20 protein-coding genes and 2 pseudogenes are annotated in these 21,690 nt (G+C 34.9%); 13 read left to right on the top strand and 9 right to left on the bottom strand.

Translation table 11 applies throughout. The features are described 5' to 3' along the window. Positions 1-10 precede the first annotated feature (10 nt). The 7 genes from DM800_RS02090 to DM800_RS02060 all read left to right on the top strand — a co-directional run bounded on the left by DM800_RS02090 (position 11) and on the right by DM800_RS02060 (position 7,032). On the top strand, positions 11-1,849 hold the full coding sequence (locus tag DM800_RS02090) for an IucA/IucC family protein (RefSeq protein WP_147786300.1): 1,839 nt from the start codon (positions 11-13) through the stop codon (positions 1,847-1,849). Further along, positions 1,836-3,074, top strand: coding sequence for a 3,4-dihydroxybenzoic acid-AMP ligase AsbC (gene asbC, locus DM800_RS02085; RefSeq protein ID WP_098088416.1), 1,239 nt, complete (start codon positions 1,836-1,838; stop codon positions 3,072-3,074). The genes DM800_RS02090 and asbC overlap by 14 nt, the downstream gene beginning before the upstream one ends. Further along, positions 3,071-3,325, top strand: coding sequence for a petrobactin biosynthesis protein AsbD (gene asbD / locus DM800_RS02080; protein WP_001250756.1), 255 nt, complete (start codon positions 3,071-3,073; stop codon positions 3,323-3,325). The genes asbC and asbD overlap by 4 nt, the downstream gene beginning before the upstream one ends. A gap of 44 nt (positions 3,326-3,369) precedes the next feature. After that, positions 3,370-4,353, top strand: coding sequence for a petrobactin biosynthesis protein AsbE (gene asbE / locus DM800_RS02075; protein WP_142293485.1), 984 nt, complete (start codon positions 3,370-3,372; stop codon positions 4,351-4,353). 37 nt (positions 4,354-4,390) lie between these two features. Then, positions 4,391-5,233, top strand: coding sequence for a petrobactin biosynthesis 3-dehydroshikimate dehydratase AsbF (gene asbF / locus DM800_RS02070; protein WP_088063085.1), 843 nt, complete (start codon positions 4,391-4,393; stop codon positions 5,231-5,233). 126 nt (positions 5,234-5,359) lie between these two features. Next, a complete protein-coding gene (locus tag DM800_RS02065; protein WP_000113545.1) occupies positions 5,360-5,566 on the top strand; it encodes an alpha/beta-type small acid-soluble spore protein in 207 nt (68 codons plus the stop codon). A gap of 236 nt (positions 5,567-5,802) precedes the next feature. Then, complete coding sequence (locus DM800_RS02060; RefSeq protein WP_088063087.1) at positions 5,803-7,032, top strand: bacillibactin exporter BcbE; 1,230 nt, start codon at positions 5,803-5,805, stop codon at positions 7,030-7,032. A 53-nt stretch (positions 7,033-7,085) separates the two neighbouring features. Here the strand turns inward: DM800_RS02060 and DM800_RS02055 are convergent, their stop codons facing one another. Then, positions 7,086-7,700 carry a LysE/ArgO family amino acid transporter gene (locus DM800_RS02055; protein WP_048543181.1) on the bottom strand — a complete coding sequence of 205 codons (615 nt, stop codon included), beginning with the start codon at positions 7,698-7,700 and terminating at the stop codon, positions 7,086-7,088. 118 nt (positions 7,701-7,818) lie between these two features. Here DM800_RS02055 and DM800_RS02050 point away from each other — a divergent pair, with 118 nt between their 5' ends. Beyond that, on the top strand, positions 7,819-9,261 hold the full coding sequence (locus DM800_RS02050; protein WP_097858790.1) for an aminotransferase-like domain-containing protein: 1,443 nt from the start codon (positions 7,819-7,821) through the stop codon (positions 9,259-9,261). 12 nt (positions 9,262-9,273) lie between these two features. After that, on the top strand, positions 9,274-9,441 hold the full coding sequence (locus DM800_RS02045) for a DUF3933 family protein (protein ID WP_087982849.1): 168 nt from the start codon (positions 9,274-9,276) through the stop codon (positions 9,439-9,441). A gap of 902 nt (positions 9,442-10,343) precedes the next feature. Here the strand turns inward: DM800_RS02045 and DM800_RS29860 are convergent. Both DM800_RS29860 and DM800_RS02035 read right to left on the bottom strand, forming a co-directional pair. Then, positions 10,344-10,743, bottom strand: a pseudogene (locus DM800_RS29860) (exosporium leader peptide-containing protein); the annotation flags it as partial. Positions 10,744-11,316: 573 nt separating this feature from the next. After that, complete coding sequence (locus DM800_RS02035) at positions 11,317-11,574, bottom strand: zinc ribbon domain-containing protein (RefSeq protein ID WP_070169000.1); 258 nt, start codon at positions 11,572-11,574, stop codon at positions 11,317-11,319. A gap of 176 nt (positions 11,575-11,750) precedes the next feature. On the opposite strand from DM800_RS02035, the pseudogene DM800_RS02030 reads away from it, so the two are divergent. Further along, a pseudogene (locus DM800_RS02030) lies at positions 11,751-13,180 on the top strand (IS4 family transposase). Positions 13,181-13,287: 107 nt separating this feature from the next. Here the strand turns inward: DM800_RS02030 and DM800_RS02025 are convergent. Further along, positions 13,288-13,761 carry a hypothetical protein gene (locus DM800_RS02025; protein ID WP_147786298.1) on the bottom strand — a complete coding sequence of 158 codons (474 nt, stop codon included), beginning with the start codon at positions 13,759-13,761 and terminating at the stop codon, positions 13,288-13,290. Continuing rightward, positions 13,733-15,769, bottom strand: a complete 2,037-nt coding sequence (locus DM800_RS02020) for a site-specific integrase (RefSeq protein ID WP_255446929.1) — start codon at positions 15,767-15,769, stop codon at positions 13,733-13,735. The genes DM800_RS02025 and DM800_RS02020 overlap by 29 nt, the downstream gene beginning before the upstream one ends. Before the next feature lie 2 nt (positions 15,770-15,771). On the opposite strand from DM800_RS02020, the gene DM800_RS29500 reads away from it, so the two are divergent. Next, the gene (locus tag DM800_RS29500) at positions 15,772-15,897 is read left to right on the top strand and encodes a hypothetical protein (protein WP_255446928.1); all 126 of its coding nucleotides are present in this window, start codon (positions 15,772-15,774) and stop codon (positions 15,895-15,897) included. Here DM800_RS29500 and DM800_RS02015 read toward each other — a convergent pair. From DM800_RS02015 to DM800_RS02000, 4 genes are all read right to left on the bottom strand, one after another. Continuing rightward, positions 15,886-16,800, bottom strand: a complete 915-nt coding sequence (locus DM800_RS02015; protein WP_370512859.1) for a tyrosine-type recombinase/integrase — start codon at positions 16,798-16,800, stop codon at positions 15,886-15,888. The two genes, DM800_RS29500 and DM800_RS02015, sit on opposite strands and share 12 nt — an antisense overlap. A 459-nt stretch (positions 16,801-17,259) precedes the next feature. Beyond that, a complete protein-coding gene (locus DM800_RS02010) occupies positions 17,260-17,814 on the bottom strand; it encodes a helix-turn-helix domain-containing protein (RefSeq protein WP_147786296.1) in 555 nt (184 codons plus the stop codon). Positions 17,815-18,115: 301 nt separating this feature from the next. Beyond that, entirely contained in the window at positions 18,116-19,081 is a 966-nt protein-coding gene (locus tag DM800_RS02005; protein WP_048559654.1) for a patatin-like phospholipase family protein, read from the bottom strand. 87 nt (positions 19,082-19,168) lie between these two features. Next, positions 19,169-19,330 carry a YjcZ family sporulation protein gene (locus DM800_RS02000; RefSeq protein ID WP_147786295.1) on the bottom strand — a complete coding sequence of 54 codons (162 nt, stop codon included), beginning with the start codon at positions 19,328-19,330 and terminating at the stop codon, positions 19,169-19,171. Positions 19,331-19,554: 224 nt separating this feature from the next. Between DM800_RS02000 and DM800_RS01995 the strand changes: the two genes are divergently transcribed. Both DM800_RS01995 and DM800_RS01990 read left to right on the top strand, forming a co-directional pair. Further along, entirely contained in the window at positions 19,555-20,307 is a 753-nt protein-coding gene (locus DM800_RS01995) for a YwqG family protein (protein WP_147786294.1), read from the top strand. A gap of 145 nt (positions 20,308-20,452) precedes the next feature. Then, a complete protein-coding gene (locus tag DM800_RS01990) occupies positions 20,453-21,613 on the top strand; it encodes a transglutaminase domain-containing protein (protein ID WP_098082484.1) in 1,161 nt (386 codons plus the stop codon). Positions 21,614-21,690: the final 77 nt, after the last annotated feature.

The raw sequence follows: 21,690 nt of genomic DNA, 5'->3' as shown, positions 1-21,690 counted from the left end.
TGGAGGAGTTATGAGAGTGGACATGTATCATACGAGAATATTGAAAGCGCTTGAATCAAAAGATTACATTTCAGTACGAAGAAGAGTGTTACGTCAATTAGTAGAGTCGTTAATTTATGAGGGGATTATTACGCCAATTCGCATAGAAAACGAAGAACAAATTCTTTTTCTTATTCAAGGACTTGATGAGGACAACAAAAGTGTCACGTATGAATGTTACGGAAGAGAACGAATGACATTTGGACGTATCTCTATAGATTCATTAGTAATAAGAGTTCAAGAGGAAAAACAAGAAATACAATCAGTTTCGCAATTTTTGGAAGAAGTTTTTCGAATTGTTAACGTAGAACAAACGAAATTAGATTCTTTTATTCATGAATTAGAACAAACGATATTTAAAGACACGATTGTACAATATGAAAGACATAATAAGGTGAAATATACCCAAAAATCGTACGATGAATTTGAAAGCCATTTAATAGACGGTCATCCATATCATCCTAGCTATAAAGCACGCATTGGGTTTCAATATCGTGACAATTTTCAATATGGATATGAATTTATGAGACCAATAAAAATTATATGGATTGCAGCTCATAAGAAGTATGCGACTGTAGGTTATGAAAATGAAATGATCTATGACAATATTTTAAAAGGTGAGATAGGCGAGCATACATTAGAAACGTATATGGAACGAATTCACAGTGCGGGATGTAATCCAAAACAGTACGTGTTTATACCTGTTCATCCTTGGCAGTGGGAGAATTTCATCATTCCAAATTACGCTGACCATATACAGGATAAAAATATAATTTATTTAGGACAATCGGCGGATGATTATTGCGCGCAACAATCGATGAGGACGTTAAGAAATGCTACGAATCCAAAGAGACCATATGTAAAGTTATCGCTGAACATACTTAACACTTCAACACTCCGTACGCTGAAACCATATTCGGTTGTGAGTGCACCAGCTATATCGAATTGGTTAAGTGATGTCGTAAGTCAGGATTCTTATTTAAGGGATGAATCGCGCATTATTTTGTTAAAGGAATTTTCGAGTGTAACGTATGATACGAATAAGAAAGCCACATATGGTTCATTAGGGTGCATTTGGCGTGAAAGCGTTCATAAATATTTAGATGAGCAAGAGGATGCGGTTCCCTTTAACGGCTTATATGCAAAGGAGAAAGACGGGACACCAGTTATTGATGCATGGTTAAACAAATACGGGATAGAAAATTGGCTACGATTACTGATTCAAAAAGCGATCATACCAGTTATACATCTTGTTGTAGAGTATGGAATCGCATTAGAATCACACGGACAAAATATGATTTTAGTTCATAAAGAAGGGCTACCTGTCCGTATTGCATTAAAGGATTTCCATGAAGGACTTGAGTTTTATCGTCCATTCTTAAAAGAAATGAATAAATGTCCAGACTTTACTAAAATGCATAAAACGTATGCGAATGGGAAAATGAATGATTTCTTTGAAATGGATCGTATTGAATGTTTACAAGAGATGGTATTAGATGCACTGTTCTTATTTAATGTAGGAGAATTAGCTTTCGTACTTGCAGACGAATATGATTGGAAAGAAGAAATTTTTTGGATGATAGTTGTCGAAGAAATTGAAAATCATTTTAGAAAATATCCACACTTGAAAGATAGATTTGAAAGTATTCAGCTATACACTCCTACATTCTATGCTGAGCAATTAACGAAGCGACGATTATATATGGATGTGGACTCGCTTGTTCATGAAGTTCCAAATCCATTGTATAGAGCAAGACAACTTATCAAACAAAAATCAGTTGTTACAGGGGGAAATTATGCTAATCGTTAATAAACAAGAGTATAGCAAAAGTGATTTTGATTTGAGATTACAAGTTTATGAGGAAATGGAACAATTTCAAAAAGCAGCAGGAAATAGATTCGCGCTTTGTCTGAAAGATCCATTCGATATTATTACGCTTGTGTTTTTCTTAAAAGAAAAGAAATCATCAGTATTGCTTATACATGAAGATACGCCAAAAGAAACGGCTATTGAAATGGCAAAGCGTGCAAATTGTATCGGGATATTATATGGAGAATATCCCGATTTTACGAAATTAGAAGTAGTGAACGCTTTACTAGAAGAGCCTTCTTTATTGCAATATAGTTCTGGAACAACAGGAGAACCAAAACTGATTCGTAGAGCATGGGCGGAAGTGGATACAGAAATTACTGCTTATAATGAAGCTTTAAACTGTGAAGTAGATGAAGTGCCGATCGTTATGGCTCCTGTTTCACATTCATACGGACTAATATGTGGTACGTTATCTGCAATTACGCGAGGAAGCAAACCTATCATCATTACGAATAAAAACCCTAAATTCGCATTAAATATAGTTCGCAATACAGAAAAACATATCATTTATGCAGTACCGCTTATGTTACATATTATGGGGAGTTTCCCGCAAGGAACGTTTCAGTTTCATAAAATTATGACATCCGGAGCACCTTTACCAGAAGCATTATTTTATAAACTAAAAGAAATGACAACATATATGATGCAGCAATACGGTTGTTCTGAAGCAGGTTGTATTAGTATATGTCATGATATGAAAAGCCATTTAGATTTAGGTAATCCACTACCTCATGCGAGTATAAGTATAGGTTCAGATGAAAATATGCCCGAAGAAATCGTAGTGAAAATGAAAGATAAGGAAATTTTCACGAAAGATTTGGGGTATAAATCTGAGCATGGTCTTCATTTTATGGGGCGCATGGATGATGTGATTAACGTTTCAGGATTAAAAGTCTTTCCGATAGAGGTAGAAGAAACAATGCTTCGACTAGAAGGCGTTCAAGAGGCAATTGTATATCGGGGAAAACATCCTGTGATGGGCGAAGTTGTTAAAGCGAAAGTAATCTCTCATGTTGATCCAGTGCGAATAAGAGAATGGTGTATGCAGCATTTACCATCTTATAAAGTTCCGCATGAGATTGAAAGTGTAACTGAAATTCCGAAAAATAAAACTGGAAAAGTAAGTAGAAAATTACTAGAGATGGGAGAGGTTACAACATGAGACGTGAAACATTAAAAAATGAAGTGTTGAAAATTATGACAGAAAAAATGGAGCTAAAAAATGTAACGCATTTAGAAGAAACGATGCGTTTAAACCAAGATTTATATATAGATTCGGTAATGATGTTACAACTCATAGTCTACATAGAAATGGATGTAAAGCTATGCGTTCCAGAGGATGAGGTAGACCCAAAAGCATTTCTTACTGTAGGATCTTTGCTTGATTTTATGGAGGAGTTACAGCCGGTATAAGTAGTAAATGTGAATAATTAACCTTTAGGAAAGTGGATGAGAATATGACTTCAATTAAAGTTCACTGTTTAGTGAGTTGTTTTTGTGAAATTATAAAAAGGCGTAGCGAAATAGATTTCCGTCCATTTTATTTTGGATTATGGGACGGAGATTTTGATATAACAGAAGGCGGCATTATCTCGTATCACTCCGAAAATATTAACCATGATAATTATTTATTATGGTATGAAAAATTGTACGGTATGAAAGTGAACGAATGGTATGATCATGCAAAAGGTAAAGATAGCAATGTAGAAACGTTTTTACAATTAGTAGAAAACAAGCCAGAAAATCGCTATGTCATTGTAATGGTTGATATGTCTCTATTGCCAGAGAGGGAAAATAAATTTCATCAAAAACCGTTTCCGCATTATTTAATGATATCGAAGACAGAGAAAGATGAAGAATGGTTCATGCTAGATCCTGATTTTCGCTGGGAAGGGAATATGGAAAGAGAAAAAGTGCTTCACTCTGTTCAAGATAACCCATTTGGTGGAGGGTATTTCATTGATGTAGAAGAAATTCAGGAGCCAACAGAAGAAATGGTAGCGAGTTATTTCATAGAAACTTTCAAAAGAAATGACAATGAACTGACTATGGAATTGAAAAATTTAATTATAAAAATGGCAAATGAAGAAGAAGGTTATTCGCTTTCTGGTCTTGTAGCGGCAGTGAAGCAAATACCAGTACTTGCAATTCGTAAATATAGTTATGAACATGCCTTTGCATACTTCCGTGAAACGTTGCAATATTCGGAGCAAGAGTTTGATTATTGGTGTGATCGGGTAGAGGATATTGTACAAGGATTTACAAATGTACAGTATCGAGCAATTAAAATGGCGATGACGAATAATAAAGGCATGTTATTATCAATTGTTGAAAAGTTGGATGAAATGAATGCAATTGAACTGCAAATTAAGGCTGAATTAGAGAGACAGTTTTTATCATGGAAAGAAATGAAAACAAACGAGTCTGTCTTAGCATTTTAAAAACCTAACTGAATTTAAGATAAGGGAGTTCAAACCTATGAAATATTCATTATGTACTATTTCCTTTCGTCATCAATTAATTTCATTTACTGATATTGTTCAATTTGCATATGAAAACGGTTTTAAAGGAATTGAATTGTGGGGGACTCATGCACGAAATTTGTATATGCAAGAGTATGAAACGACAGAACGAGAATTGAATTGTTTAAAGGATAAAAACTTGGAAATTACGATGATAAGTGATTACTTAGACATATCATTATCGGCAGATTTTGAAAAAACGATAGAGAAATGTGAACAACTTGCAATATTAGCTAATTGGTTTAAAACAAACAAAATTCGTACGTTTGCTGGACAAAAAGGTAGCGAAGGTTTCTCGGAACAGGAGAGAAAAGAGTATGTGAATCGTATTCGCATGATTTGTGAAGTATTTGCTCAGCATAATATGTATGTACTTTTAGAAACACATCCAAATACGTTAACGGATACGCTGCCTTCTACTTTGGAATTATTAGGAGAAGTAGATCATCCGAATTTGAAAATAAACCTTGATTTTCTTCATATATGGGAGTCTGGTGCAGATCCAATAGACAGCTTCCATCGACTAAAGCCGTGGATACAACATTACCATTTTAAGAATATATCGTCAGCAGATTATTTGCATGTGTTTGAACCAAATAATGTATATGCAGCAGCGGGAAGTCGAATTGGTATGGTTCCATTATTTGAAGGTGTGGTAAATTATGATGAGATTATTCAGGAAGTGAGAGATACTGACCATTTTGCTTCACTCGAATGGTTTGGACATAATGCGAAAGATATATTAAAAGAAGAAATGAAAGTATTAACAAATAGAAATTTAGAAGTAGTAACTTCTTAATATAAAATGATGTAAGAGTCTCTCATTGTAGAGACTCTTTTTTTAAAAATATAAATAACCAAAAATTACCATGTATTTAAATTGAAATTTAACACAATTTATATATAAATAAGGAGGTGATTGGTAATGGCTAGAAATCGTAACTCTAATCAATTAGCATCACATGGAGCACAAGCAGCTTTAGATCAAATGAAATATGAAATTGCACAAGAATTTGGTGTACAACTTGGCGCTGATACTTCTTCACGTGCAAACGGTTCTGTAGGCGGTGAAATTACAAAACGTCTAGTAGCGATGGCAGAACAACAACTTGGTGGCGGATATACTCGCTAATTGTAGAAGGTTATAGGAGAAAGGAAGGATTCTTCCTTTCTTTTTTTTCAATTAATTGGTATGAATATATTGCGAACTGGATTCAAAGAATAGGAATAATACTATATTTTCCCCAATTTCTTTTGTTGTAAATGGGAAGTAGTAAAGATGTAATAGCCCTGGTGGAATGAAAAATTACGTTCCAGCAGGGCTATTATATGGTCAGAAATATACGATGAAAGGGTTCCGAAGCCAACATGTTAAAAAAAGAAAACTGTTGTTTAATTGCGCTTGCATCAGTTCCACTTGTTATGACATTAGGGAATTCAATGCTCATTCCAATTCTACCGACAATCGAAAAGAAATTACATATTTCATCGTTTCAAGTATCCATGATTATTACAATTTACTCTATCGTAGCCATTCTTCTTATACCGATTGCTGGTTATTTATCAGATAGATGGGGACGAAAGATGATAATGGTTCCGAGTTTGCTGATTGCGGCTATAGGAGGAGCGATAACTGGTTGGGTATCATGGAAAGTTGATAATCCCTACACTTGGATATTGGTCGGTAGAGCGATTCAAGGTATTGGTGCTGCTGGTGCAATGCCAGTTGTTATACCATGTGTTGGTGATTTATACAAGGATGAAAAACAAGTTAGTACAGGTTTAGGAATCATTGAAACATCCAATACATTTGGAAAAGTGCTGAGCCCTATTTTAGGATCTGCTCTTGCTGCCATTGTATGGTTCTTACCATTTTGGGCAATTCCAGTTTTATGCATAGTATCAATTGTTTTATTACTTATTCTAGTAAAGGCAAAGAAACAAGAAGGAGAAGTGCCACCACTTAAAGAGTTTATAAAATCGATTATCTCTACATTTCGAGAAAAGGGAAGATGGTTAATTGCCATTTTTGTATTAGGTGCAATTATTATGCTTATTTTATTCGGAATTCTCTTTTATTTGTCGACGATACTGGAATCAAAGTATGACATACATGGTATATGGAAAGGTTGTGTACTTGCTATCCCGTTACTTGTACTGTCACTTAGTTCATATATGGCGGGTAAAAAAATTGGAGATAATCAAAATGTAATGAAGAAGTGTATTTATATTGGTTTTTTAATGGCAGCTGCATCAGTCATCATTCCTTTATTTATAAAAGGGATTTATTTACTACTTCTTTGTCTCGTTATCATGGGGATAGGAATTGGTATGGCACTCCCATGTTTAGACTCCCTAATTACACAAGGAATTGAAAAGGAGCAAAGGGGAACGGTTACATCTTTTTATAGTTCCATGCGATTTATCGGTGTAGCAGCCGGCCCACCTCTATACTCTTTTTTCATGAAAGGTGCTGACCATGAAGTGTTTTATGTAACAAGTATTTTCGCTGGTATCGGTGCTGTTATAGCAATGATTTGGATTAAACCAGCAAAAGATGCAAAGAACGTAAAACAGAAACCGGAACCTACTTCATAATTTGAAAGAGAATTGCATGATGTTTTCAGTAACATGCAATTCTCTTTCATTCATTAAGAATACATAACTTGTTTTAACATATAAAGCGCGACGCCCCATATGATGAGGCCAGAAAATTTATTTAATAATACGATTGTCTTTCCGGTTGAGTCTATTCTTTTTAGAAATTTCCCCGCTAAAGCTAAGCTTATAAACCAAATCCACGAAACGATAATAGTTGCAAGTGTGAAAGCCCATTTTTCACTTCCTATGTATTGAATAGAATTTGTTCCGATTACACCGATTGTATCTAAAATTGCATGTGGATTTAATAACGAAACCGATGCAGCGAAAAGGATTTGCTTTTTTAATGGCATACTGTTTTCTTTTTTTATATCGTTGGAAGGGTTACTTCTCCAAATAACAAAGCCCATATATAGGAGAAAGAAAAATCCAATTATATATAACGTGTTAGTTAGCCAAGAAAAAGTAAGGAGTACAAGGGAGACACCCTGCACTGCAATCAATATGAGTAACGTATCACATATAGAGGCAGTTAATACTACAGGGGCTGCCCTCCAAATGTTTGGTTGGCTCGCACCTTGGTTAAAGACGAAAACATTTTGGACACCTAATGGAATGATAAGACCAAATGCAAGAATGATACCATGAATAATTGCTTCACTCATCATATTACCTCCTATTTTAATTCAGTATGATAGTGTATATTGTATAGAAGAAATGAAAATTTGTATCCATCCATATGGTTGGAGAGGTTACCAACCAAAAAGAATATAAGGTGATATGATGGAAAGATTTGTTTGGAAACCGAATATGTCTCTAGCGACTCCTCTGTATAAACAAATAGAAACGTATATAAAAGAAAGAATCGTTAATGGAGAATGGACTGTTGGAACGAAATTACCTTCACAAAGAGATTTGGCACATACATTCGGTGTGAACCGGAGTACAATTGTAATGGCTTTCGATGAACTAGTGGCAAAGGGATACATTGAAGGGAATGGCAGGAAAGGAACAATTGTTGTAAATAATAATGAGAATGCTTCAACGTACGCGCCCCCGCCTAATTGGCAGTCTTATGTAGAAACAGGACTTCATTATCCGAATCTGCCTGCTATTCAAGAGATTAATCAAGTTGAATTTTATCCGCATGTAATTCGTTTAGGAACAGGTGAGCTCGCGCCGAGTCTTTTACCTGAAAAAAAGATGAAAGATATTATGAATAAGCTTTTAAAGTCGAGCATGATACTTGGGTATGAAGAACCAAAAGGGAATTTCTATTTAAGGAAGAAAATTGCGGACTATTTAAAAGGACATGGTATAGATGTAACTCCTGATTCTATATTAATTGTTTCAGGAGCAATTCAAGCGTTGCAACTTATTTCTATGGGACTTCTTCCAAAAGGGGCATCCATCTTATTAGAAAAACCATCTTATTTATATTCTCTTAATGTTTTTCAATCAGCAGGAATGCGTTTAATTGGTATACCAATGGATGAGAACGGTTTACATGCATCATATATTACGAAATATAAGAAGCAATTTAATGCATCTATTTTATATACAATTCCGTCTTTTCATAATCCGACGAACTTTAGTATGAATGCGAAGAAACGAATAGAAGTGATGGAAATATGTAACGAAATTGGTTTGCCTATTATAGAAGACGCGGTGTACCAAGACTTATGGTTTGATGAGCCTGTTTCAAAGCCTTTAAAAGCATATGATAAAAACGGAATTGTACTACATATTGGGAGTATGTCTAAAGTCATTAGTCCAGGATTAAGAATTGGATGGATTGTTGGATCTGAGCCAGTCATTCAAAGATTGGCAGACATAAAAATGCAAACAGATTATGGTTCAAGTTCTATATCCCAGCAAATTGCAGCGGAATGGTTTGCAGATGGATTGTATGATGAACATTTACAGTTTGTAAGAACTAAGTTGAAAAAACGTAGAGATTTTATGTTGCAAATGTTAGAGAAATATTGTCGTGATATAGCAACATGGTATGAACCGACAGGTGGTTTTTATATTTGGTTACATATGAATGTACCCGTTTCGAACCGTAGCTTATTTGACAAAGCTTTGAAAGAAAAGATTTTATTAAATCCAGGTACTTTGTATGATAGAAGTGCAAACCAATTTTTGCGTCTATCCTATTCATACGCAACGTTAGAAGAAATTGAAATAGGTATAAAAAAGCTTGCACAACTAATGAAAAAGTAAGAGGAGAAAGTAATGAAACAATACGTAATTTGCCAAATTATTAATGGAGAAAAATATTTAGCTGCTTATGCGGAGACGAAGCAGGATGCAATTGAAAAAGCAGAATTGTTAGGGTTACGAACGGGAAATCGATATACCGTTATTACTGCGGAAGAAGCTAAAGGGTTAACGTATCCTTAAGAGACGTATAATAATTTATGCAGGAAGTAAATAAGCCTCGTAATCTATGATTTTTGTTAAAAACACCGAAAGGCGTTATCGGACTTTCAGTTACTGATTTCTCATAAAATGTTCCACATTATATGGAGTAAGAGAAAAGGATAGATAACGCAGATATAATCGGCTTTATCTATCCTTTTTTAGTACCACATATGACCTCATTTACTACTACAACAATAGGGGATTGTACTACAACATGTTGTAGGTCATATCGGGGTAGCACCACATGCCCATCAAGCTAAGGTTTTGAAGTACCCACTAAATGAAATTTTTCTTTCTCTACAGTTAGTTATTTTGAGAAGTCAGCTCCTTTTTTGTTTTTGGGGTGTTTACTTTTCTTAAGTTGATGGATGTGGTGATACCCCAAATATGACAAGAGAGCAATTTGGCTCTCTTGTTTCATACACAATAATAAGTTTATGGAATCGGGCTTGTAAAAGGAAATCTTGATGCCGCAAAGAATGTTGGAATAAATTGATCGCCCACAATACTTCCATTTGTAGTAGCACGAAATATAACTTGCACACTGTCTCCTGCTTTTAATCCATATATAGTGGAAATATTCACAAGTAAGTCGGCAAAAAAATCCACATTATTAGTTGCAACTATAACTTCAACATTGTTAAGTAAAATATTGAATGAAAACCCATACCTAACTAATGTACTACTAGGGCTAAATCTTGCACCTGCTGCTAATGAATATACTCCGTCTTGATTTGGTTGGAATGTTGAAACACCGTCAAATTCATTTCCAAAATCAAATTGTTCATTATTAAATGTAAGAACTAATTCATCCCCTGCGGTATATGCTTGTGCCCCTAGTGGTCCTTGTTTAGAAGCTCTAAATGCAGATTCAATTACGTTTAATCCAGTTGGACCCGTTGGTCCTGTGGGGCCTGTTATTCCGGTTACTCCTGTAGGTCCCGTTGGTCCTGTGAGGCCTGTTATTCCGGCTACTCCTGTAGGTCCCGTTGGTCCTGTGGGGCCTGTTATTCCGGTTACTCCTGTAGGTCCCGTTGGTCCCGTGGGGCCTGTTATGGGGCCTGTTATTCCGGTTACTCCTGTAGGTCCCGTTGGTCCCGTGGGGCCTGTTATTCCGGCTACTCCTGTAGGTCCCGTTGGTCCTGTGGGGCCTGTTATTCCGGCTACTCCTGTAGGTCCCGTTGGTCCTGTAGGCAAAGTAAATGGTGGAATAGGTGGAAGTGTCGGACCGAGTAAGCTTGGGTCTATTGCCGCACCTTGTAAATCTTTTTCTTCTGACATACGTCACCTCCAAAAAACACTTATCATACTAAATATATGCATTGTGGAATCAATTATGACAAAAGAACCTATCGGATCTCTTTTTTATTTTTTCTAAACAATACAGCAGATGGTTGCGAATATTTTCACTGTCGATATTCAATTGAAAAAAAGACATGCAATATTCATATCCACAATTTGTAATCTAATCCACATTTTATTAATACTACTATAGTTACAAGTATGCTAAAATACACTGGATCTGTTGCATTTGTTAGGTTGATAGCGATGGGGTACCGCCACATTGCCATCAACCTAAGATTTTGAAGTACCCCCAAAAACGAAATTTTTATCTCTCTACAGCTGATTATGAGAACTAAGCTTATTTTTTTATTTAGGATAGGAACTTATGATTTCACAGTTTCAAAAAGAAAAACCACAGCAATTGCTGTGGTTTTTCTTTTAATGACCTAAACTATGTTGTGAATGCTCATAGCATTATACGTTGAATTTCGAAAAAGTGTTAAAATGTAAACTTTTAAATAAATGTACTAGGGTCTAAATAACGCATGATAACATTATATAACCAATAAACTATTTCCAACGATCTAATTTAGGAATATTTCTTACAAGAAATTTAGCAAGAAATTTAGGGGTTTTTATATTTTTTATTAAATGTTCTTGTACAAATTGTTGCATTTGTATTGCTGTAATATCTTGAACAAACTTACCATCCATATAACAATGACTACAATATTTAATACTTTTACTCCCATTACTTTCTGTACCTCCACCTAATTCATCTTTCGAAAGAGGCATTCCACAACTTTGACATACTTTATATTTTTTCATCAAAATTCTCCTTTGAAAATTAACCACATCAAATAATAAACAAGTGTACAACAACATAACAAATTTATAAAGAGGTAACTCCACATTGCTATTCAGCTAATAAAAAGAAATACCCTCAAAATGAAAGAAATACGTTATTCTTTCTGTAGAATCATAGGAAAGGATGGCGTTTATTTATGTCTATTTCTGGATCTGATGAATTACAACTATTTGCTCAAGAAATTCAAAGTTTCTTATCCCAAAATATCTTACGAAATCTTGCTAGGGATGTTGGTTTTGTGCAACGAACCAGTAAGTACCAAGCAAAAGATTTAGTCGCTTTATGTGTATGGATGAGTCAAAATTCCGCTTCGACTTCTTTAACTCAGTTATCTAGCTGTTTAGAAGCATCAACAGAAGTTCTTATCAGTCCTGAGGGACTGAATCAACGATTTAATCAAGCAGCCGTCCAATTTTCACAACAGATATTAGCTGAACTACTAAACCAAAAATTGTCCTCATCTATGCCGATTTCTTTTCCATACACTTCTGTTTTCAAGCGTATTCGTATTTTAGATTCCACTGCATTTCAACTCCCAGATCCCTTTTCATTCGTTTATCCAGGTGCAGGAGGATGCAGCCATACAGCTGGGGTGAAGATTCAGCTTGAGTATGATCTATTAAGTGGACAGTTCCTACATATTCATACAGGTCCAGGTAAACAACATGATCGAACCTACGGTTCTCTGTGTGTCCCAACTGTGGCAGCGAATGATTTATGTATTCGAGATTTAGGTTATTTTCATTTGAAAGATTTTCAACATATACAAGATAAAAAGGCTTATTATATCTCACGTATCAAAACGAATACACGTATTTATCAAAAAAATCCCACCCCTGATTATTTTCAAGATGGAAGAATCAAAAAAGTACAGAGTATATACAGATAGATATGGAGGTCTTAATGAACTCTCTTCAGCCAGGACAAACATGTGAAATATTCGACGCTTATGTAGGAATGACTGATAAAATACCAACTCGCTTGATTGTTCATCGACTAACAAAAGAACAACAACAAAAACGATTACAAGATCAAACTGTAAGAGAAAAAAAGAAAGGAATGAAGTATTCTCCTCGTAGTAAACGACTCAGTGGTATCAATGTATATATGACAAACACCCCTACAGATATTGTCCCGATGGGACAAGTACATGATTGGTATTCTTTACGTTGGCAAATCGAAATTTTATTTAAAACGTGGAAATCATTTTTTCACATTCATCATTGTAAAAAGATAAAACGAGAACGATTAGAATGTCATTTGTATGGGCAATTGATTGCCATTCTACTCTGTTCCTCTATTATGTTTCAAATGCGGAAGTTACTTCTCATGAAGAAGAAACAAGAGCTGAGTGAATATAAAGCCATATATATGATTAAAGATTATTTTCTACTTCTATTCCAAACTATACAAAAAAACACCCAAGAGCTATCAAAGGTGTTACTTCGCCTGTTCAATCTCCTACAGCAAAACGGGCGGAAATCTCATCGATATGAGAAAAAAACGGTCTTTGATATATTAGGTGTCGTTTACAATTGTACCCTGTCTGATAATCAAGCCGCTTAATTCAAAAAATGAAACCCGATAGGGTTTATTTGGTATGCAAATCTTTATAGAGCTTACACTGGGTTTTTAGAAAAAAAGTCTCACGTAAAAATGAAGAAAGGGAATTTCTACTTAAATTTTTCGAAATAGTTAGTTACCCAATTTTTATTATTTTCAACAATATACTGTTCTGCATAGATTAGTTTTTGTATAAGTTCTCCTTTGGTTAACTTCATGTATTTCTTTTTTTGATATTCCGGGTCTCTTTTATGAATTAACTTTCGGTAGTCAGTATCTTCGATACTGGAAAAGTTTGCTGAACTAGTTCTGTTAGAGTTCTGCTTTCGTTTATACGTTGTACTGTGTTGTTTATAATAGTCATACAACTCCTTGTTTGTACGAATGGTATTTTCATGAATACCTTTTTCTTTAGTATCGATTTTTTTTGACTCTTCCGATATAGAACTGAAGGTGACAGGGCGATCCGCTTTAACTAGAAGGTCAATCACTTTTCGTCCCAATTCAACTACACGTTGACTACTAGCTAGGTGATTATTCTTCAGCCAAGGACGTTCACTTATTGAATTGAATTTTTGACTCATAATTTTGTTCCTCCCTGTACCGTTCAATTGACTCAATTTCTTTTAGCTCATTACGTGCATGTCTCCTCATTGCTCTTGCTTTTTTCACCTCTACCGTTAACCCAAGATCAGCGTAACGTTTTTCCATATCCTTTGATAAATCAATTACCTCTACTAACTCATGCCTTTTTTCTGGATCTGGAATTTTTGCTTGGCAGCCTAAACATGCCATCTTGATAGGGCAAACCATATCTGTAACACAAGTTCCACCCAAAACGTTATTGAATACTCCTACTTTTTCTTGATATTCATCTAGTTCCTTTTGGAGCTTCTCAGAACTTCTAAGATAGACTTCATCTATGTCAACATAATCAGAAACTACATCATGTAAGTCGCTAACAGATTGAGCTATTTGACTTGGCGTAGGCTCTGAATAATACTCTGTTACTTTAACGTCTTTTTGGTGTAAAATCTTTGCTATAACATTAACTGATATGTTTTGCCTTTGAACGGCTTCAGTGGCAAATGCGTGGCGTAATAAGTGCGACTTTACAACGACAGGTTTCCCTTCCTGTGTTTCAAATCTTAACCCGTGAACTAAAAAACGAACACATACCGAAACTCCAGTATTGTCAAAGGCTTTATGATTATATTGAAAAAAATATTTTTTAGGGTTAGGAAACAAGTGCTTGCGATTATTCCTATACATAACCTTTTGAATTTCTTCACCTTTATAATGCTCTTTTAACATCATCTGAACTTCTTTAATTAGTCTTACAGTTTGTTCGCTAATATAAAATTGTTCTACTTCATCCCGTCCTTTTGGGACAGCATAAAAAGAGTATTGCGTTTTATTTTTAAACTTCACTGCCTTGAGACAACCTTTATCATTGTTAAGTTGTAATAATTCATTGATTCTGGCACCTGTTGTGGTAAAAATATCTAACGCTAACAAACCGAAAGTTGTTGCGGCATATATTGGTTCTACATCGAACAAAGCTCCTTCCACTTTATCTTTGTTACGAGAAACAAATGTACTAGAGGTGAGTATCTCTCCATGTTTTGAATTAAAAGGATCAGGGTTTGAAGCTAAATCTTCTTCTCCATATCCCCACGAATACAATAACTGACGCTTTTTTTGTATTTCTTCATCAGTAGCCCCTTGAAACCATTTCCCAACAACACCTTTTTCAAAAAGTTCAATGAACCAAGGGCCCTCTGCCACGTCGTCATCTTCAATGCGTTCTGCTTTGATAAACTCTACGAAGTAATAATTTTTCTCAGTTGAATATGAACCAGAACACTTTTCAGCTGCCTTTATAGAGCTTTCAGGGAACTGCTCTCGGTGATGCAACACAAACGAAGTCTTGTCCCATAAGTGAAAATAAAAACGCTCTCCAATTCGTTCAGGTTCATCCCAAGAAAACTCTAAGGGTAAATCTACACCGGTCTTTTTAACCGTTTCACAAGCTGCCAAAAAGTTATCTCTCATTCTTTTGATTTGATTCATACGGAAGTTTCCTTCTGCTCGAATCTCAGAGATCAACGGAACAACAGCATCTGTTTCATTTTTTCGGTTGTTATGTCGCTCAGAAATAGCTAATTTACTAAACGAAAAATCTCTTGAATTAAAAGATGGCATAGGCAACAAAAATTGTTGAAAATAGACCTGTTCTTCAACGTCTTTTTTGGTCGTTAACCATTTCTTTGTTATACTAACTCCCCACCTATAATTCCTTAATATCTGTACTCTCATATTATTTGAATGCTCTGGAAAAACATCTCCTTTTAGGTATTGATATAGATGTACCTCCACATCAAATCCCGTCATATCTTTCAAAGAAAAAGCATTGAAGAAATCTTTCATCCTTGGATGAATTACCTTTGATAAATTGAGTATTGTTTGTACATCTTTATTATTATCAACACTAACCATCATTACCATCAATAAAAGGTGATTATTCCAAGGTTTATCTAACACATGACTAACAAAATAGTTTAAATTTATTTCATGTAAATTATCTAACAAAAATGTTCCTCGTGAATCTTGTAAGTGGAGGAGCTTCTCGTCAACTTTGTCTTTTAGTTGCTGATAAAAAGGGGAATTGGGTACAACCGTTAATACTGTCAGATGAATCACTCCAATCAATCAAATAAGTCTCGTAAATCTTCCGGAATTTCAATTTCATCAGTAGTTTCCAACACTGTTAGTGTTGGTTTTTTCTTTCGTTTGTTCTTCTGTTTAATGTACTCTTGCCCTCGTTTATCCATGTTCTCTAGCATTTTGTCATGTTCTTTACGATGGTTTTCTTCATCAAAGTGATGCTCGTATATCTCAATCGTATTGCTTTTAGGAGACCACTTCATATAATTAATGAGTTCCTTTTTTCTTTTTTCAACTCCCGCTTTATCTTTAGATGTATTAAGGATCTCGCGCATTCTTGTAGTAACAAACCAATGCCTTGCTTTATGAGGATTTAACTTCATGTAACTTTTGTCCATCGCATTGTTCCAGTGGTATAACCATGCATCATAGTTATATGGATTTCCTGATTTCGTAAGAAATATCGATTCTGTGCTTGGTAACATATTAAAACCTCGTTGTAAGGAATCTACTTGCTTGCGCTCCGTATCTATATAGTCCATGAGCATTTTAACGGTATCTTTACCAAAGTGAATGAACTTCACCCTCCGACCATGACTTCCTTTACTAAACGTATTAGCCTCCTGGGAAGATTTTCGCGAACGATAGTCTCCAATGGTTAATTCAATTACTTCTGAAACTCTTGCCCCTGACTCGAAAATTATACGAGCAATCACCATTTCCCTTAATGACCAGTTAACTTTCTTTCCTGCTTGATAAACTTGATGCGGAAGATAAGGATCATCAATAATTTCTGGATGCCATTCTTCATTAATAAGTTTAAAATATGAATCTGTTAATCTTCGGTGAGGAACAGGTTCTTCCGTTCCTGCTTCAGATGGCATACGTGGTTTATTCTTTCTCACACCTTCGGTTTGAGTTTTGTACTCATCTAAAATAGCATTAGGATCTATCATTGGATTGGGATAGTTATATTGCTTTAACCTTGTAAGAGACTTATAAAACCTCCTTAAAGCAGTTAGAAATAGGTTGACTGTGTTAGGACTTTTGCTTGTACGTTTTACAAAACAAAAAGAATTCTTTTCACTGACTTTACAATTCATTTCATTCTTAAGGTAGTCTTCAACAACCACTTTTATAGCTTCAGGATGCTCGTCCCATTGAACATGATTTCCTTGGTAGTTACCATAAGTATCGAGCCAACTAAAAAAAGGGAGTAAGCATTGTAAATATGATAGAGCAGAGCTTTTGTCTATTTTCCCAATGCAGTCATGGTAAAAATTTGTTAACGGTAAAAACGGCTGATTATTATGATCAAACACAAGTAATCCATACCGACTTTTAACACCATCGGGGCAGTAACTATACCAGTATTTAGTTGTCATAAACAGTCACCTTCTTTGCACTTTTAAAAGTTAATCTTCTAACCAATTGTAAAGATGGACTTGTTGCTTATATGTTTTGCTCTCATTATTATGTATTGGATTGTAATCTTGTTGAGTGAGGTCGTATAAATGTTTGCCTTGTTTTCGTGGTATTGTCACAAGAATAGAATCAGGACTCCAATTTTCTCGAATGGCTTTTTTTATGAATCCATTTGGGTTTTTCACTTTTGTAGGAGATTGTTGCATGATAAGGAGTATTTCTAGTGTTCGTTTAATTCCTGCAACATTAAGGATGGATATTATGTCATCAGTAGGTGAAGCTAGGGTAACAGCTTCATAAGCAAGCTTAATCAGTCCTGTATCATCAAAATCAGATTTTACTTGCTCGTAGGGGTTTTGCTCTGTTGTTCCGACAGGAACAATAATTTTATTGAGACTTGATAAGTCACTTTCTAGGATTCTCCAACCTTCTTTATCACTGTTTCTATATGAGTTAGACAATTTACCAGCACGAATCCATCGTTTTACTGTTTCTTCGTGCTTCCCTAGAAGACTAGCAACTTCTTTGACTGTGTACTCTTTCATTAATATCCTCCCTCTTCAAATATATGTTCTGATTTTACAACACCTATACAATCGTTGTAAATAAATAACTTTTTTTCCTTGTCGCGGTAAAAATCGAGGTCATTTAGGGGTCTTATAAATAAAAAAAGATACACCACTAATAGTTAGTGATGTACCAATATTTATATAATGTGGAACATTCTATTTGGGATATCGAAATTAAAGGCTAAATTATTATTTATATTCCCTTAGTTTTACAGTGTAATTACTAGGCTTATTTTTTTTGAAAGCGTTACGTGTTTTCGTATGAAAAGTAATAGTATTATGAGTCAAGTTGACGGAAATACCGATTTGTTTTTCGGTCCTGATTTCCGTTTCTATAGTCATCAATATATTGTCTGAAGTTCCAAGATTGTAAAAACTTATTTGCGGCGTTATAACCAGAATTGTAAAGCCACTCTTTTTCTTCCTTTGTTAACTCAAAGTTTGTACTTGTAATGGACCCTGTTGGAATTGTAATCGTTCTTGCTTTTGATTCCTTGTCTAAATGTCGTAAATCATGGGCTTGCATCATCGTTTTAAAAAGTCCTTTGAACATGGAAATAGGCTCATTATAGTGGGCAGGATCAGCTTGAATCTCATCTTTTACGAAATGAAATCCAAATGTTGGCCAGCGAGGAGAGGAAGGTGAGTCGAAAATCCAAATTGGGTAATTGCTTAAAATCCCTCCATCAACCATATAACAAGGTTGCTTCCATTTTGGGGTTCTCCATTTTACCGGTTCAAAGAAGAAAGGGATTGTACTACTCATTCTTACAGCTTTAGCAATAGAGAAGCGATAATTTAAAAATCCGTAGTTTGGTAAGTCATCAGGAAAGATAACCATTTTGCCATTACTTATATCAGAAGCGATAATTTTAAGCTTATTTAAATCAGGTAAATCTGTAAATAAGTGAACTCCTTTTTTTCGAAGTAATTCTTCAATCCATTCTTCTATAAATATATTAGAGTAAATACCAAGAGTAGTCCATGCGCTTAATCCTTTTCCGATAAAGGGGATTCTGTCAATAAAGGTTTTCTTTGTAAATGTATTATAATCGATATCGGTTATAATCGTTTTTAACTCTGAGCAAGAATATCCTGCTGCTAGGAGCGCAGCGATAATGGAACCAGCTGATGTTCCAGCTACACGTTCCCATTCATAGCCTTTTTCAGCTAACGCGCAAATTGCTCCTACATGCGCAATTCCGCGTACACCGCCTCCTTCAAAAACACCATCAATCTTCATCAATCATACTTCCTTTCGAATAAAAGATTTGAAAATGGCAAAAAAGCACGTATTGTACGTGCTTTTTTGCAATAGTTTTTAAATTTACTAGCAGCCTACAAAGCCGCCCCAACAGCTAGCTCCGATGATGATTAGAAGGATAAATAAAACGATTAATAAAGCGAAACCTCCATAACCACATCCACCACAACTACCGCCGTAACCGCCGCAACTACCACCGTAACCGCCGCAACTATATCCGTAACCCATGTGGAATTCCTCCTTAAATTAAAAATAAAAATGAACGAGGGGAAAATGTACTGGAAGAAATAATGAACTATCGTGTTTGTAGGAACAATGTATACTATGCTTTTTTAAACTTGTTCGCGTATGGAGGAAGAGCCCGTTTTTTTGGAGGCTTGTTGTTTTTACAAAGAATGGAGTATAATTTTTGTGCGATGATACAAATAAGTATGTAAATATAAGGAGAATTTATGAATAAACAAATTGAAGTATTAATTGATAAATATGGGCTGACACATTTAAAAGAGGAACTTATTCACACTGTATTTCCTTTTGTAAAAGTTGTGCCAAAGCAGGAGGAAACAGTTGCGGTAGGTAGTTCGAAAATGGGAGGAGTTCCTGACTTGCCAGCTACATTGGAATACCCAATGCACAAAGGAAATCCATTACAATTTATCGCTCAATTTAATTTAAATGATTTACAAAATGTTGGTATGGGTCACAATCTTCCTAAGACAGGGATATTATATTTCTTTAGCATTGAAAATTACTTTGAAGAAGATGTGAATCCAACTGAAGCGGGGCGTGTACTTTATTATGATGTTCCTGTAGAGCAATTACGAAGAGCAGATGAATTGCAAACAAATTATAACCAGTGTGCAACTACTTTTGAACTGACATATAAATTGCCAGAGCTTTTCATTGAAGATGAGGCTGATTCAGATCGTTTCTTACAATTGCTTGAAGAACTAATCCCAGACAACTATGATAACCATCAAATGTTTGGTGAACCATTCTCTGTACAAGAGGAAGTATTATATGAGACAGGAGAATATATGGGGATAGACCCGCAGCAAATGACGCTTTTATTCCAAATCGATTCAGATACTAAAAATTGTAATATGATGTGGGGAGATTTAGGAATGCTTTATTTCTGTATTGGAAATGAAGACTTAAAAAATCGACGTTTTGAAAATACATGTTGTGTATTACAAACTTGTTAATGAAAAAGGTTGTTCTTGTAAAAAGAACAACCTTTTTACAATGTTAAATATGCATAATCTCATATGACCTATACGGAAAAGTATTGTATACTCTGAAACTATACGATACTTTTTCGTATAGTTATAGAATGTAAGGAGTGACGAGATGAGAAAGACAAGTAAGTATGTGACAGCTACCCTGCTTTGTTCAACTATAGTAATGGGAGGCTTACACGCGTCAACGGTATCTTATGCAGCTACGAATCCGTCTGTAGCGACAACACAATCAGATGCAAAGCTATTAGATGATTTCCGAAAAGAATTAAAAAAACAGGTTGATAATCGAGAAGAAAATATTACAATCACATATAAAAAGAAAGATAGAAATGCTAGAAATGTTATGGACCAATTGTATGGCGAGTTTAATAAAATTGTAGATGCAGATGAGTATGTAAAATATAATGTAGCGTCTACTAAATATTCTATTAAAGGGTTACCAGGAAACTATACGTTTACATTGCAAGTGAAATACCGTGAATCAAAAGAGCAAACACAATATGTAAAATCTCAGGCAAAAGCAATTATCGGTTCAATTGTAAAAACAGGGATGGATGAGCATGAGAAAGTAAAAGCTATTCACGATTATGTTGTAAAACATGTATCTTATGATACGTCTTATAAAGCGTATACAGCATATGAAGCATTAGCGAATCGTTCTGCCGTTTGTCAAGGCTATACGTTATTAACGTATGAGTTGTTAAAAGAAGCAGGTATTCAAAATCATATTGTAACAGGCACAGGGAATGGACAAGCTCATGCATGGAATTTAGTAAACATTGAAAACAAATGGTACCACATTGATACGACATTCGATGATCCAGTACCAGATAAAGCTGGGCGTGTAACATATTCATATTTTAATATGTCTGATGAGCAATTAAGTAAAGATCATGAATGGGATCGTAGTAAATATCCGGCGGCAACTGCAAGTTACTTTAATGAATTAACAAACAAAATAAAAACGGGTAGTTCAAAGACTGCTGCGTATGAACAAATGTTAAAAGAAACAAATTTAAAATATTTGTCTGCACAATACGGGGCAGATAATTATAGTGAATTTAAGAAAAAATTACAGCAACAATTCGCTTCTAAGCCAGAAAAGGTAGAAGTACGATATAAGCAATCGATGGATGGAACAATGCAAGATATAAAGAAAGTGTTAAATGAAATAAATTGGCCAAAAGGTGCAAAACGTGTATCTTATGAAGTAGCACCATATAGTGCGATGGCAGATTATTCATTAGCGACAATTACATTTACTTATTAATTAAAAAGAGCATCTGTAAAAGGTGCTCTTTTTATTATGTATCACTTTAAAAAACAGAATTGTGTGATAAAATATAA

Origin of the sequence: Bacillus sp. AY18-3 (assembly GCF_008042305.1) — a bacterium.
In the GTDB taxonomy this organism is placed as follows: Bacteria; Bacillota; Bacilli; order Bacillales; family Bacillaceae_G; genus Bacillus_A; species Bacillus_A wiedmannii.
This window is presented reverse-complemented; position numbering and strand designations above follow the sequence as displayed.

What these genes read in the sequence shown, in the direction of transcription:
- DM800_RS02090 (WP_147786300.1), top strand. Translation starts at nt 11, where the DNA reads ATGAGAGTGGACATGTATCATACGAGAATATTGAAAGCGCTTGAATCA.
- asbC (WP_098088416.1), top strand. Translation starts at nt 1,836, where the DNA reads ATGCTAATCGTTAATAAACAAGAGTATAGCAAAAGTGATTTTGATTTG.
- asbD (WP_001250756.1), top strand. Translation starts at nt 3,071, where the DNA reads ATGAGACGTGAAACATTAAAAAATGAAGTGTTGAAAATTATGACAGAA.
- asbE (WP_142293485.1), top strand. Translation starts at nt 3,370, where the DNA reads ATGACTTCAATTAAAGTTCACTGTTTAGTGAGTTGTTTTTGTGAAATT.
- asbF (WP_088063085.1), top strand. Translation starts at nt 4,391, where the DNA reads ATGAAATATTCATTATGTACTATTTCCTTTCGTCATCAATTAATTTCA.
- DM800_RS02065 (WP_000113545.1), top strand. Translation starts at nt 5,360, where the DNA reads ATGGCTAGAAATCGTAACTCTAATCAATTAGCATCACATGGAGCACAA.
- DM800_RS02060 (WP_088063087.1), top strand. Translation starts at nt 5,803, where the DNA reads ATGTTAAAAAAAGAAAACTGTTGTTTAATTGCGCTTGCATCAGTTCCA.
- DM800_RS02055 (WP_048543181.1), bottom strand. Translation starts at nt 7,700, where the DNA reads ATGAGTGAAGCAATTATTCATGGTATCATTCTTGCATTTGGTCTTATC.
- DM800_RS02050 (WP_097858790.1), top strand. Translation starts at nt 7,819, where the DNA reads ATGGAAAGATTTGTTTGGAAACCGAATATGTCTCTAGCGACTCCTCTG.
- DM800_RS02045 (WP_087982849.1), top strand. Translation starts at nt 9,274, where the DNA reads ATGAAACAATACGTAATTTGCCAAATTATTAATGGAGAAAAATATTTA.
- DM800_RS02035 (WP_070169000.1), bottom strand. Translation starts at nt 11,574, where the DNA reads ATGAAAAAATATAAAGTATGTCAAAGTTGTGGAATGCCTCTTTCGAAA.
- DM800_RS02025 (WP_147786298.1), bottom strand. Translation starts at nt 13,761, where the DNA reads ATGAGTCAAAAATTCAATTCAATAAGTGAACGTCCTTGGCTGAAGAAT.
- DM800_RS29500 (WP_255446928.1), top strand. Translation starts at nt 15,772, where the DNA reads ATGTTCCTCGTGAATCTTGTAAGTGGAGGAGCTTCTCGTCAACTTTGT.
- DM800_RS02015 (WP_370512859.1), bottom strand. Translation starts at nt 16,800, where the DNA reads ATGATAGATCCTAATGCTATTTTAGATGAGTACAAAACTCAAACCGAA.
- DM800_RS02010 (WP_147786296.1), bottom strand. Translation starts at nt 17,814, where the DNA reads ATGAAAGAGTACACAGTCAAAGAAGTTGCTAGTCTTCTAGGGAAGCAC.
- DM800_RS02005 (WP_048559654.1), bottom strand. Translation starts at nt 19,081, where the DNA reads ATGAAGATTGATGGTGTTTTTGAAGGAGGCGGTGTACGCGGAATTGCG.
- DM800_RS02000 (WP_147786295.1), bottom strand. Translation starts at nt 19,330, where the DNA reads ATGGGTTACGGATATAGTTGCGGCGGTTACGGTGGTAGTTGCGGCGGT.
- DM800_RS01995 (WP_147786294.1), top strand. Translation starts at nt 19,555, where the DNA reads ATGAATAAACAAATTGAAGTATTAATTGATAAATATGGGCTGACACAT.
- DM800_RS01990 (WP_098082484.1), top strand. Translation starts at nt 20,453, where the DNA reads ATGAGAAAGACAAGTAAGTATGTGACAGCTACCCTGCTTTGTTCAACT.